The sequence below is a fragment of the Bartonella sp. B30(2025) genome (assembly GCF_053793825.1).
The window spans coordinates 240,990-253,670 of sequence record NZ_CP200034.1 but is presented as its reverse complement, the minus strand read 5'-3'; the positions used below and the strand labels follow the sequence as shown (position 1 = coordinate 253,670).

12 protein-coding genes are annotated in these 12,681 nt (G+C 33.3%); 3 read left to right on the top strand and 9 right to left on the bottom strand.

From position 1 onward, the window contains the following. Window positions 1-98 precede the first annotated feature (98 nt). Together secG and tpiA are read right to left on the bottom strand one after the other, a co-directional pair. Window positions 99-521 (bottom strand): preprotein translocase subunit SecG, encoded by a 423-nt coding sequence (gene secG, locus V4P55_RS01050; RefSeq protein WP_455474562.1) that lies wholly within the window; start codon window positions 519-521, stop codon window positions 99-101. A 79-nt stretch (window positions 522-600) separates the two neighbouring features. Then, window positions 601-1,365: a triose-phosphate isomerase gene (tpiA, locus tag V4P55_RS01045; protein ID WP_455474561.1), complete on the bottom strand. Its 765-nt coding sequence runs from the start codon at window positions 1,363-1,365 to the stop codon at window positions 601-603. 153 nt (window positions 1,366-1,518) lie between these two features. Here tpiA and V4P55_RS01040 point away from each other — a divergent pair, with 153 nt between their 5' ends. After that, window positions 1,519-3,408: a peptidyl-prolyl cis-trans isomerase gene (locus V4P55_RS01040; protein WP_455474560.1), complete on the top strand. Its 1,890-nt coding sequence runs from the start codon at window positions 1,519-1,521 to the stop codon at window positions 3,406-3,408. A 566-nt stretch (window positions 3,409-3,974) separates the two neighbouring features. Here the strand turns inward: V4P55_RS01040 and V4P55_RS01035 are convergent. The 3 genes from V4P55_RS01035 to V4P55_RS01025 all read right to left on the bottom strand — a co-directional run bounded on the left by V4P55_RS01035 (window position 3,975) and on the right by V4P55_RS01025 (window position 7,243). Continuing rightward, window positions 3,975-4,835 carry a phytoene/squalene synthase family protein gene (locus V4P55_RS01035; protein WP_455474558.1) on the bottom strand — a complete coding sequence of 287 codons (861 nt, stop codon included), beginning with the start codon at window positions 4,833-4,835 and terminating at the stop codon, window positions 3,975-3,977. 932 nt (window positions 4,836-5,767) lie between these two features. Further along, window positions 5,768-6,085 (bottom strand): hypothetical protein, encoded by a 318-nt coding sequence (locus V4P55_RS01030; protein WP_455474556.1) that lies wholly within the window; start codon window positions 6,083-6,085, stop codon window positions 5,768-5,770. 957 nt (window positions 6,086-7,042) lie between these two features. After that, window positions 7,043-7,243 (bottom strand): hypothetical protein, encoded by a 201-nt coding sequence (locus V4P55_RS01025; RefSeq protein ID WP_455474555.1) that lies wholly within the window; start codon window positions 7,241-7,243, stop codon window positions 7,043-7,045. A gap of 849 nt (window positions 7,244-8,092) precedes the next feature. On the opposite strand from V4P55_RS01025, the gene V4P55_RS01020 reads away from it, so the two are divergent. Further along, the gene (locus V4P55_RS01020) at window positions 8,093-8,254 is read left to right on the top strand and encodes a hypothetical protein (protein ID WP_455474554.1); all 162 of its coding nucleotides are present in this window, start codon (window positions 8,093-8,095) and stop codon (window positions 8,252-8,254) included. A 148-nt stretch (window positions 8,255-8,402) separates the two neighbouring features. Beyond that, complete coding sequence (locus V4P55_RS01015; RefSeq protein WP_455474553.1) at window positions 8,403-8,633, top strand: hypothetical protein; 231 nt, start codon at window positions 8,403-8,405, stop codon at window positions 8,631-8,633. Between the two features lie 240 nt (window positions 8,634-8,873). On the opposite strand, the gene V4P55_RS01010 is transcribed toward V4P55_RS01015, so the two are convergent. The 4 genes from V4P55_RS01010 to V4P55_RS00995 all read right to left on the bottom strand — a co-directional run bounded on the left by V4P55_RS01010 (window position 8,874) and on the right by V4P55_RS00995 (window position 12,589). Continuing rightward, entirely contained in the window at window positions 8,874-9,260 is a 387-nt protein-coding gene (locus V4P55_RS01010; protein WP_455474551.1) for an Mth938-like domain-containing protein, read from the bottom strand. A gap of 548 nt (window positions 9,261-9,808) precedes the next feature. Further along, the gene (yajC, locus tag V4P55_RS01005; protein ID WP_455474549.1) at window positions 9,809-10,255 is read right to left on the bottom strand and encodes a preprotein translocase subunit YajC; all 447 of its coding nucleotides are present in this window, start codon (window positions 10,253-10,255) and stop codon (window positions 9,809-9,811) included. Between the two features lie 388 nt (window positions 10,256-10,643). Continuing rightward, window positions 10,644-11,813 (bottom strand): peptidoglycan DD-metalloendopeptidase family protein, encoded by a 1,170-nt coding sequence (locus tag V4P55_RS01000; RefSeq protein ID WP_455474548.1) that lies wholly within the window; start codon window positions 11,811-11,813, stop codon window positions 10,644-10,646. Between the two features lie 116 nt (window positions 11,814-11,929). Next, window positions 11,930-12,589 carry a protein-L-isoaspartate(D-aspartate) O-methyltransferase gene (locus tag V4P55_RS00995; protein WP_455474546.1) on the bottom strand — a complete coding sequence of 220 codons (660 nt, stop codon included), beginning with the start codon at window positions 12,587-12,589 and terminating at the stop codon, window positions 11,930-11,932. Window positions 12,590-12,681 lie beyond the last annotated feature (92 nt).

Here is a 12,681-nt window from a genome sequence, read left to right as displayed (position 1 = left end):
TTTTTCTGACTTTTCCAGTAAAAAATGCAAAAAATATTTATTTCATAAAAATAAAAAAGGTGAAAAATCACCTTTTCAAACCGATGCTACCCTGAAAGCTACTTTGTATCTCCATTATTAGATATATCAGATGGCTTTTCAAGCAACTGCGGAACCGGGCTTTCTTCTACAGGATTCGTGAATTGTTTCTCAGGAATTACCTTCCCACCAAGCTGTTCAAGAATGGAAGGACGAGAATTATTATTTAACGGTACAGTTTCCGAATTGGTTGGAATGTGATTAAAGATATCAGAGCCGGGACCAGAGATATTCCCAACGACAATAAGCCCAATGGATATTGCAAAAAAACAAAACGCCAGAATAGCGGTTAAACGTGTTAAAGGATTTCTAGTACCACGCGTCTTCATAAGTCCTGAACCATTACTAGCACTAAGTCCACCACCTTCTGAAGGTTGAAGTAAGATAACACCAACCAAAGCAATAACAACCAAAAAATGAATAACAATGAGTACTGTTTGCATAAATCCTGCTCTTTAAATAACTATACAGTTATTTTTACACATAAACTGCATATAATCCAAGAAAAAAACGTTTTTTTCGTTATAATTTGCGATAAACATCACAAATATTTAAAAAATCACTTGCTTTTAAGCTTGCTTGCCCTACTAAGGCGCCGTTAACATGAGCAGTGCTCAAAATTTCAAATGCATTAGATGCTTTTACTGACCCACCATAAAGCAAACGCATCTGACATCCTTCATTACCAAAACGAGCACGCACCTTATGACGAATAAAATCATGAACCTCTGCTATATCAGTTGAAGTCGCTGCTTTCCCTGTACCTATAGCCCACACAGGTTCATAAGCAACAACCACATTTTTGGCTGTTGCTCCATCGGGCAACGACTCTTCAAGCTGTTTCGTGAGCACATCCAACATTTTATGATCTCTGCGCTCTTCTAATGTTTCACCAATACAAACAAGAGCTACAAGACCCGCTCGCCATGCAGCTTGCACTTTAGCGCAAACTATTGCATTATTTTCGTGATATACTATGCGACGTTCGGAATGTCCGACAATAACATGACTTGCTCCTGCATCTTTAAGCATAAAAGATGAGACATCTCCAGTATAAGGACCGCTGTCTTTAAAATGACAATTTTGCCCACCTAAAAGAAGACTTTCGTTATTCAGTGTATCAAAAGCACGAGATAAAAGCGTTGCTGGAACACAAATAAGAGCTTCCAATAAATGACCCAAATCAGAACTAATACCGGCGGCAATAGCGCGCAACTCTCCAAGAGATTCACCAGTTCCCTCCATTTTCCAATTTCCAGCAATCAACGGCTTAATATTAGAAGACATGCTCTCGCCTCAAAAATATCACAACAGTTTTTTTCTTAAATATCAAATAAAAAAATGAAAGCAAGTCTTAAAGACTTGCATCTTATACATCTTTATTGCAAATTCTATTTTCATTTGGCGATAATTATACCAACAAATAGGAGCAATTAAACGATGCTTGACATCATAAAAAATGCCACAAACTCTTGGATTTCTAAGACTTTTCTTGCAATTTTGCTCTTATGCTTTATCCTTTTATGGGGTATACCTCAATTAAGTACAACAAGTGAAAGAGATCTTATAACTTCTGGAAAATCTACAGCAACAGTCGATGATTACTATCTTGCATTATTAGATCAAAGTGCACATTTGGCGCTTGCTTATCGTCTTGGACGGATGTTTATGCCATATGAAATGCAGCAATACAAAATACCTTCTTTTGTTTTCAATCAGTTACAACAGAACATTTTGCTCGATGAACAAGCACGCAAAATGAAAATTAATCTTTCAAAAAACGCAGTAGCTCGTGCCATTAGCGGTGATGATATGTTTCAAGAAAATGGAAGCTTTAGTAAAGACTTGTTTTTTAGCTACCTTCAACAATTACGTATCAATGAAAATAGCTACATCGATTATTACATTAAAAAAGAAAAACGCAATCAAATCCTTTCAGCTTCACTAGCTGATATGAAAGCTCCAGATCTTTTTTATAAAGCACTTGCCTTTTATCAAGGAGAATCTCGTATCGCCAATTATTTTATTATTGAGCTCAAAGAAAAAGAGGCAATTTCTCTCCCAAATCAGGAAATATTACAAAAGTGGTTTAAGAATCATAAAAGTGAATTCCGTGCTCCAGAATATCGGACCGTTTCTTTCTTATCCATGGAACCTGCTGAACTTGTAAAACCAGATGATATCTCAATAGAAGAAGCTAAAGCTTATTATACACAAAACTCTTCGCGTTTTATTACTCCTGAAAAGCGTACAATTGAAGAGTTGCTATTCCCAACACGTGAAGCTGCAGATGAAGCTGCGAAAAAAATAGCCAATGGACTAAGCTTTGATGATTTAGTTAAAACTGAAAAAAAGGCTGTGCATAATATACAAAAAGGTCCTTTTTCCAAAAGTGAACTTCCTCATTATTTGGCATCTGAAATTTTTAAACTTAAACAAGGACAAATCAGTGCTGTAATCAACGATTTACAAGGACCTATAATTATTCGTGTTACGCATATTACACCGCAAAGCCAAATTTCCTTTGAAAACGCAAAAAAAGACATCCAACAAATACTTGCTCAAACGTATGCCGCAGATTATATGCGTAATAATTATACAAACATTGAAAATGCTCGTTTTGAAGGTGCTTCTCTCAAAGAGCTTGCTGACCAATATAATTTACCTTTACGCACAATTACCCTTGATAAATCAGGGCAAACAATTGAAGGTACAGTTTTCACAGATTTACCTCAAAAGGACATTTTTCTGACTTCTATTTACCAAGCAAATGAAGAATCTAATTTCGATTCACTTCCCCTTCAAGGAGGCGGATATCTTTGGTATAAGATAGATAAAATTATTCCAGCTCGCGATAGAACGCTTGAAGAAGTAGAACAAGATGCTATTATACAATGGAAAAGTGAAGAGTTTCAACGTCTTCTTAATGAAAAAGCTGAAGCTGCTCTCAAACAGCTCGCTAAAGGAAAAAGTTTTTCTTCACTGGCTCACGAGCTTGGTTTTACACAACAAACAACACCAGCTTTGCGACGCGAAGACTCATCTGAAATCCTTGGGACTGAGGGTATTAAAGCATTATTTTCTGGACCTAAAAATCATTACGGCATAATAAAAGGTCCAGAAATGAAAAGTCGTATCATTTATCAAATAAAGGAAGTCATTATACCTGAAAATATATCTGCTAATACTATTGAACCTTCTGTACGCAACAGTATAAATATAATGATAAAAGAAGATTTGAAATTAGAAATGATAGAAGCTGCAAATAAAGAGCATCCTTTTAAAGTAAATTACGATAACTATAATCAGATATTTGATAGTTTTCAGTAAATAATATTACAATTTATTTTGATTACATATTTAATAAATCTATAATTACTGCTTCACTTATTGCAAAATGAATTGTTTTTGCTAATGTGAAGCAGAAAGTGTTTTTATAAAATTTTTATTTGCAAACTCATAAATTAGCAAAAATACGAAATTTTAAAAACAATCTTTTATATAAATTTAAAAATTTTATCTACGCAAAATTTTTTTCTTTAAACTGACTTTATGACACGTAACTATGCTTACAGTTATTTATCTGCATTATTGATATATACTTGCAAATTTTTTTACAGCTCATAAATTGCTTGATTTATAATTTTAATATTATATTTGCATTTTTTAAATCATTTATCCATGCACTGCACAAGATAAAATCTAGCATAAAAGAATATATAAAACTAAACTATCAATATAACCAATGTAACAAATTTAATTTTTCGCAACTTCGGGATCATCTTTACCAATTTATCAGCATTATTTCTGAATAACGCAAAATAAATTTTGCTCACAATATTATTTTTATTTTAAAAAATACTTTCACATTTCCAATGATTTTATTGCCATTATCTTTATAATATTTTGGGGAAGTTTTTGCTCATTGCTGTCTTTGTCATCAGCCAATAACGACGAAGTAGCGGTAAAGTGGCTCTTTCTTGAAAAACTGCGGGTCCTAATCGTGCGGATTTTTGAAGAGAAGCTGGCATAATAGCCAATGGAAGAAATGCTAATTTAAGCGTTTTAGGTAAAGTGACAGAATATTCATAAAACTTCCTATAATGATCTCGTGATAAAGCTACCATAGCATCAATAATGTGACGTTTTTGTTCATTACTAATACGATCAAACTCTAACTCTTCCTTACCCACGCCTATGGCTTTTAACATATCAATAGGAAAATAATATTGGTATCGTGCTCTCATGAATGACAAAAGACGCAATACGCTGCTTAATCCTTGAGTAATTCCTCCATGTTTACAAGCATCTGTAAATTTTTTCGCAGCGTCAGAATCTAATACCTGGCAAGAAAGCTGTAGAATTATACTTTCCGTTTTCTCCCAATAAATTTCTAGATCATGAATAGTTTCTATTGGCTCACGATACAGATCTAAAATCTGAGTTTCACAATAATGTAAAAAAGTCGTTTTAGATAAATTGAAAGAGGAAATTGCTGCAAATAAATCATTCAAGACCGGATGACTTATGTTGTTGTGCATTTTGTCATTAGCAATAGCATCATACCACCAACGTAATCTCATTTCACCTATGAAGGGATCACTTACACTTTCTCGAATACGAGAAATTTCAGCATTAAAAACATAAAGAGCGGCTAGAGCTCTACGTTTTTCTTTAGGTGCAAATAAAACCGATATATAACGATCACGATCTACAGCACGCAAAACACTTAAACAATAAGGAAGAAAATTTATCATTCTACCGCGCTTATTAATCTCTTTTTTATAATTAAAACTTTGATTTTATTGTTATTTTTTAACACGAAGGATACCTAAATGAAAGTGAGGAAATAGAATTTTTAAACGTACCTTTATAAAGCGCATTCTTTTTTGCCAGATTTTGCCCATTATCCTGCTCTGAAAATTATCGATCATCTTACAAAACGGCAGTTTAAGTATGGAGTAAATCAGAATAATTCACAGAAAAACTTTGATGGCAAAAATTTTACCAAATAGGGTAAAATATCCTCAACAACGCTCTTTGTTGAGACGAGTAACAATTAATTTTGCTTGTATTACAAGCTCTTTAGTTTTTAAAAATTCATTTTTTCATGAAAAAAACATTATCCCAAACACGATGAAAAATATACGCAATACTTATTATCATGAATTATAATTTCTTTTTTATAAAAAATGGTTATGCTGATGCGCTTTATGTTGGTCAATCTCAAGATTTCAAGCCAAGAACAAGAAATAAAAAATTTAAACTTCGATATTTATTTCATATTTATCTACATATCTAAAAATTAATGAGGGGCAGTTTTTTTATTTTCTTTCAAAGAAATTTACCTTTATCTCGTAAAAGATTGATATCGATGAATTTAGCTTGTATTTTTTCATACAGCTTTCTTATTTTTTTCATATGCACCAATCTTATGGAAAATCCCTTTTTTGTATATTTTTATATTAATCTAGATACTGAATCTTAGCAACTTTGTAGATGTGATCGAAATATCTGCTGATTGGTAATTATTATACAATCTAATATTATTTTGAAGAGTATCAAACTTTTAAAATAACTAACTATAAGTTTCGCTAAAATTATAAAATTACAAGATAACTAAACTATCCACTTTAGCATCGGTTTAATGATAAGAACATCGTCACCAGAATTAACCGTTTCTAATTGCTTACTTCACTTCATTATTATCTATCATCACTCCATTTACCCAACCAACCGCTACTTTATCACCGACAATGGCTGAAACAATCTCACCAAGCTTATCAGTAGTAAAATTGTATTTTTGACCATTACATTGGATTTTACATATTATCCTCTTATCATTGTCAAATATAATATCTTCGCTCAATTTCTTGGTAATATAGCTTAAACATGAAACGCAAACGCGGAGACTTTCATATACCGGCGTTGTAATAATATTGTCAAACAACGAAAATGCACGATAAAATATCAGTTGAGAAAAAAATAAATGAAAGGTTAGGAACACCTAAGTCTTTCCAAAACAAGATCCCCGAAAAAATAGCATATCCTCCTACTGAAAAAGTCCTAGCAACGCTAAGTATTGTCTTTCTGAAATTATTAAGAAGATGCTCCAAAATATAACTCATCACTAATTCCTGCGCTGTAGAGTACAGCAACCTAAAAAATATTCCAAATAGAAAAAGGGATACAAATTCCCCTATACTAAGCATTAAAATCCAACAAAAAAGCTAAAAAAGCTGCCGCAGCAGGAAGCGTATAAAACACTCTCTTTCAAAAGGTATTTTTTCCACAAGCAGATTACCAATTCGCGCTTTAACAGCAGCGTACCCGATTAAAAAAAACTAAATGAGGCAAAAAGATGCATTAAAAATTCAGAAGTCTTTAATAGAATGAAGTGAAGCTACTCGCCACCGTAGATACTAATGTATATGCATTAACATGAATGATTGTCATTTGATACAAAACAAATAAAAAGATAAAAGGTATCAATGCAAAGACAACCTTAACTTGAAAGTTTTATTCTATATTTTTTTACTATCCAAGTTGAGACTTTTTTCTGGAATAATTGCATACCATAAAAACTATAAAGAAATAATGAGGGAGAACACAAAGACTCAAATAACTTAATGAATAAAATCGCTAAAATAAGCGCCACAGTTATAATTATAGATGGTATAAATAAGAGAAGATAAGCTCCAAATTTTTGTAATTGTGATATCCCTGTTAACTTAAATGTTGATCTTACATAATCAGGTTGTAACCTTTCTAACATACCATAAATATAAGATTCATAAGTCCCTGATAATATGGTGTTACCGCAACTTAATAAAATAGCATTTGCTATAACAATAAAAATAACAAACTGATCTGAAAATTCATTGGACTTGAGATTAACAAAAGTATTCGTGCCATCGCAACACAAAGCATACCTATGATAAATGTCTTCCTGTGCCCAATATTATCAGCCAAAATAACCTGTATGGATATCCACAAAGAGTCCTAAAACAAATGATAGCGCCATGAGAAGCGTAAACATATCCAATGAAAACCCACCTATAGCACCTAACACCAAAGCATTTATCTGATTTGTAACAGTTTCTCGAGCACGATATAAATTTTGAATATATCCAATACGCCGTTCTAATGATGAAAAACGCTCCACCAAAGCCCCTTCCTATTGGCCATAATACTACATGTACTATGTGTGTGCGTATTATATGAGCGCACATTCGCAACCAAATTCAAGCAACATTATTGCCGTAATACGGCACGAAAAAAATCGTATGCCATAATAATATCTTAAAACCGATGATGATCTTAATAATTAACAAGTGAACATCTGTTTTAATAAAATGGAAGGTAATGACCATTTACATTGATACGCATCAACCAGGAACTTTTAAAATCGTTTGTAATCTCGGATGAGTGATTTTTGTTTTTTATCATTATACGATACCTTCTAGCTTTAATGCTTCCACCACATCAGCAGTAACTTGTTCTCATTTATTATGTATTATGGCAAATTTAGCATTCGAGACATCTTTCTTCTTTCACTCATAAAGTGTACTCTAAAAACCAAAAATAAGTGAAAACGCAGCATTATTCATAATGACATGCTCCAAAACAGAAAGATTTATTTCAATCAATTTCTTACAACTTATCAAACTTGTCAAAAATAAGTATTATGAAACTTTACTTTCTAAGATGCGATGCCCCCTTGTCTAACCCCCCCCCCTCATCTTGTTAAACCAATCACCCAACGTAGAAAAATTGTATGGCATGAACGTATCGGTCATGGATTACGATTAGAGTACACGGAACCTATGAAACGCAAGAGTTTGTTGGTAGCTATAAAAGCGCCCCCGCTGAACTGCAAGGTATCATCCCTCCTAAACCTAAACCAGGAAAACTTATTGAAGGTTTATTTAAATGGTTATTCAGACAGTATTTTAACGGTATCAAATAGCGTAGTCTCGCTAAAATCACGAAGTAACAAAGAAAACTCACCCCAATGAAGATGTACGATTCTATAGGAAACCTTCCATACAAAGAAATCAAAAAAGCACATATTGCTGCAGGAATTGAACGACGTAAAAAAACATCAGCAATGGCTAGAAACTTTCTGAAAACTTTTAGTGCGCTTTTAATTGAGCAATTAAACAAAAGCTTTTAGCAGACAATTCAGCAGCAGAAATCAAAAAACCAGCTTTCAACAATAAAGACGGATTTCCAATTTGGACAGAAAAAAACATTGTTGAAAAATATTATCAACGCTGGCCTATCGGCACGCATGAACGCGTCTGGATTGATGTTTTACAGGCTTGCATCGTGGTAATACAATACGAATTGGCTGGAAAGATGTAAAAGATGACATTATTCATTTAAAAACAGAAAAAAATAAATTCCAAACAGATGTCTTTCTTCCTATTTTACCAGAATTAACCTCAACACTTAAAACTAATCCTGTCGGAGATGAAACATTTATTTGCAGTAAAGAAGGTAAAAAATTAACTAACGAAAGCTTTGACAATCTTTTTCGTGAAGCAGAGTAATGCAGCAGGCATAAAACAGTGCATAGATTAAGAAAATTAGCAGAAAACGCACCGCAAATTAGGTGAATAGTATCACAACTCAAAGCACCTTTTAGCTAACCAATGACAGTAGGACATCTCTGTATACCAAAAGCACCGACTGTAAAAAAATTTGCTCTTGAATTAATAAAAAAGCTCCAAAAAAAATGAGAGATAAAATTCCCTCATATTAAATTAACTTATTGACTGTATTTATATTTATTATTCTACTGCAAATAATAACGCAGCAACCGCACGATCTTCAGCTAACAAAACATTAAATGTACGCACTGCAGCTCCTGTACTCATTGTGTCCGACACAATATGCTTTTTCCGTAAAAGCACTTGTAATTCTTTAGGTAACCGCAGTAATTCAGTTCCAGTGCCAATAAGCAAGACTTCAATCTCATCAGATTCTGCTAAAACACGGGAGATATCTTCTTGTGTAGGAATAGGCTCTGCCATATCAATACCATAAATACCTGATGGTACGCAAATAATAGAACCCTTATGTGACATATCAGCAAAACGAAAGCCACCATTTCCATAAGCATCAATAGACGCACGCCCTGGAAAATGCGCCTCACGGATCTGAATTGCATGAAACATAAACCGACCGTCCTTCCTTTTTGAAAACTCAATTGAGTTTCTCCCTCAAAGCCAGCAAAGGACCAACAACAAACATTAATATATCAAAAACAACCAAAATCACAATATTTATGTAAATTTTTTCATACAAAAATACCGCTCATATATAAAGTAAATAAATTCCCAAAGACAATATAAAAACTCTTGTAATAATTAAATAGCACACCAGTTAAGATACATCTGTCTAAAAAACTTTATCTTGCTATATAGAAATCTATAAAAAAAACAAAATCATCCGAAAGATATTACAAATTATTGCGTATTATTGCATACTTTACGAATGAAATAACTTTTTAAATAAAATAAAATCCAAAAAATAAATAAGATATGACACTTATTTATTAACTATAAAATCATTTACCATCAAAACAGCTTTTACAAAGCGGCTTTTACACAAAAGCCATCTGTTATAGGATCATTTTTGGGAAGAGATCTGCTTCGAAATAACGGATGACTTTTATAAACAAAAACATTCGTAACATAAAACTTTCAATAATTTCTAGCATACTTTAAGATTTTTCTTCCTTTGCTGCTACCTTTTTTTCTTTAGATGCGCTCGTATTTTCTTTCACTATAGTTTTGGATTTTTTCTGTTCTTTTACTTTAGCATTTGGTTTTAATTTTTTCTCTGCAATTGGTTTGCCCTTTACGCGAACATCAGACAATGTAGAACGAACAACGTGAATGTGCATTCCATCGCCAATTTCAATTTCTAATTCACCGCTGTCATCATAAACTTTCGTAACTTTACCTATAATACCACCACCTGTTACAACTGTATCACCTCGGCGTACAGCATCAAGCATTTCTTGCCTTTTTTTCATTTGTACACGCTGTGGGCGAATAATAAAAAAATACATAATTCCAAAAACAAGAATAAACGGAATAAACGTAACAAGTGAGCCCCCATTGGAAACACCGCCTGTAACTTGAGCATAAGCGTTAGTCATAAACATTTTTATCTCCTATAGATTAAATTTTAGGTATTTCCACTCTACTAAAATAAGCTTTTTTATCGAGATAAAAGCTTTTTTTAGAAGCATTACAACATAGCAATAGCTACACAACATAGTCGCAAACTTATTAAAAAGTAATAAATCCTTAAGAAACAGAAAGCAACGGACAAAAATTCTTAAAGAACAAATTTATTTTTACGTAATAAATACAAAAATTTTTATTATTATTAAAAAATAAACGATGTAAAATGATTCTTTATCTGTACAATAAAATTAGTTAACCGCAATTACTATACAATTTAAAATTGAATATTATAGCTTAAAGGCGCATCTATCACCCTTTAAAACTTATATGCTATATAAGTTTCCAAAATAAAGCTACTATCGGTTAATTTTCTAAATATTCAGTAGGGTCAACAGGCGTAATATTTTTACGGACTTCAAAATAAACCCGTGGAGTTTTTACATTTCCTGAAACGCCAGACTTTGCGATTTCATCACCACGTCGTACTTTTTGTCCTTTACTAACAATAAGCCTGCTATTATGCCCATAAATAGTAAAAGTATCATCTTCATGACGAATCATGACAACATTGCCAAGTTCTTTGAGCCCATTACTTGCATAAATAACAACGCCATTTTCCGCTGCCTTAACCGATGAACCTTCAGGCGCAGAAATATCTATTCCTCGATTGGTATCCATTCCTTTTTTTTGACCAAATCTACTTAATAAGCGTCCACGTACTGGCCAACGCATCTTAGAAATTCCAGTGACACGCGGAGGAAGCACATTATCATTACCAGCAGCAATTGTATCTAATAAACCTGTTTGATGATTCGATACCTGCGTAACAGAATTCTTTTCAACATATGAATTAGCAATTTTTGTAGAAGGCGCTATAGGAACAGGAATCTTAGATAGCTGCGGAACCTTTTTATGTTGTACGGAAGACGTCGCTGAAACTTGAATTGAAGCTCCTGCTTGGTTTCGAAAATTATTATTCTGAGTATTTGAAGCTATTACTGTACGCTTATTTGGAATCGTAAGTACCTGACCGATATAAATAAAATCATCTTTTATACCATTTGCTATTTTTAACGCGTCAACACTAACCTTTATCTGTTGCGCAATACTTAACAACGTATCCCCATTTTGAACAATGTAAGAATTCTTCTGAAGAATGGAATTATCACCCATCTGTGAACGAGAAATCACTCCAAGATTACGTGGGGGTGCCCCCATAATTGGTTCATCAAATGCAGCTCCTCTACTTTGTCTTGGAAAATGCTCCTGAGCATTTTTATACAACCCTGAATAACTATTCTGTTCCGCAGGTGGCAATTCAGTACTCTGTATCGTGCCATCATATAGCAACATTTGTGGATATGAAGAAGTCATAGCCTGCATATCTGTCCTAACAGCTTTCTTACCATCAAAGAAAGTATTAGAGAAACGCTGCGTATTGGAACTACATCCTGCAAGAGTCACCATTATTGCAAAGAAGATTATCCATTGAAAATTACGCCGAAAAATATCACTCAAAACTTTTAAGCACATAGTTTTGCTCACTCGACAACGTTCAAATCATTTTATTAAAGCGTTTTAATATTACTTAAGAGTTAAAATTTAGTGCTCGATCCATAAATATTTTATGAAATATCTTGATCTAAGAATTAAAGCACTTCTGCAATGCCTTTAATAAAGGGCTGATAACGAACTTGAAACATTTCTGAGCACTGAAATTGACTACCATTTTTTGTATAGCGCGTAATCGTTTGTACTCCTTCATCTGGTCCTATAGCCTGAATGAGGATCCCATTTTCTGTTAAAAGCTCTAGAAATTTTTTGGGTTGATCAGGACATGATGGCCAAATAAGAATACGATCAAACAACCCAAAATCTGCAATAATGCGACTTCCATCAAGTTGTTGTGCAATAATATTTTCAATTCCCAAAATTTGAAATTTTTGTTGCGCTAGGTTAACAAGTGTTTTGTAGCGATCGATTGTTGTTACACGATCACTCAAGCATGCCATAAGAGCGGTGCAAAAACCAGAGCCTGTACCAATTTCTAAAACACGATGCTTTTTTCTCAACGATAACGCAAAAAGGATCAGAAGCTGTTCTTCCAAACGTTCAATATATTCACCACATTCAATGGGAACGACTTTATTATCATAAGCACTGTTGAACCAAGGAGCAGAAACAAATTGCTGACGAGGAACTTTCTCAAAAGCTGAAAAAAAGCGAACATCATCGATCCCTTTACTGCGCATTTTTAATACAAGGACAGCTAATTCTTCACGAAACTGTAAAATACTTTTTTGTTCCATAGCGTTATTTAAGCTCCAATGGAATAGCGACCTAATTGTGCATGCAAATCATAAAAAAAACAGCAAAACCTTGCGCTTGTACACCATCATTT

Excerpts from the sequence above, each read along its gene's own strand:
- secG (WP_455474562.1), bottom strand. The coding sequence starts at position 521 with ATGCAAACAGTACTCATTGTTATTCATTTTTTGGTTGTTATTGCTTTG.
- tpiA (WP_455474561.1), bottom strand. The coding sequence starts at position 1,365 with ATGTCTTCTAATATTAAGCCGTTGATTGCTGGAAATTGGAAAATGGAG.
- V4P55_RS01040 (WP_455474560.1), top strand. The coding sequence starts at position 1,519 with ATGCTTGACATCATAAAAAATGCCACAAACTCTTGGATTTCTAAGACT.
- V4P55_RS01035 (WP_455474558.1), bottom strand. The coding sequence starts at position 4,835 with ATGATAAATTTTCTTCCTTATTGTTTAAGTGTTTTGCGTGCTGTAGAT.
- V4P55_RS01020 (WP_455474554.1), top strand. The coding sequence starts at position 8,093 with ATGAAGATGTACGATTCTATAGGAAACCTTCCATACAAAGAAATCAAA.
- V4P55_RS01010 (WP_455474551.1), bottom strand. The coding sequence starts at position 9,260 with ATGTTTCATGCAATTCAGATCCGTGAGGCGCATTTTCCAGGGCGTGCG.
- yajC (WP_455474549.1), bottom strand. The coding sequence starts at position 10,255 with ATGTTTATGACTAACGCTTATGCTCAAGTTACAGGCGGTGTTTCCAAT.
- V4P55_RS01000 (WP_455474548.1), bottom strand. The coding sequence starts at position 11,813 with ATGTGCTTAAAAGTTTTGAGTGATATTTTTCGGCGTAATTTTCAATGG.
- V4P55_RS00995 (WP_455474546.1), bottom strand. The coding sequence starts at position 12,589 with ATGGAACAAAAAAGTATTTTACAGTTTCGTGAAGAATTAGCTGTCCTT.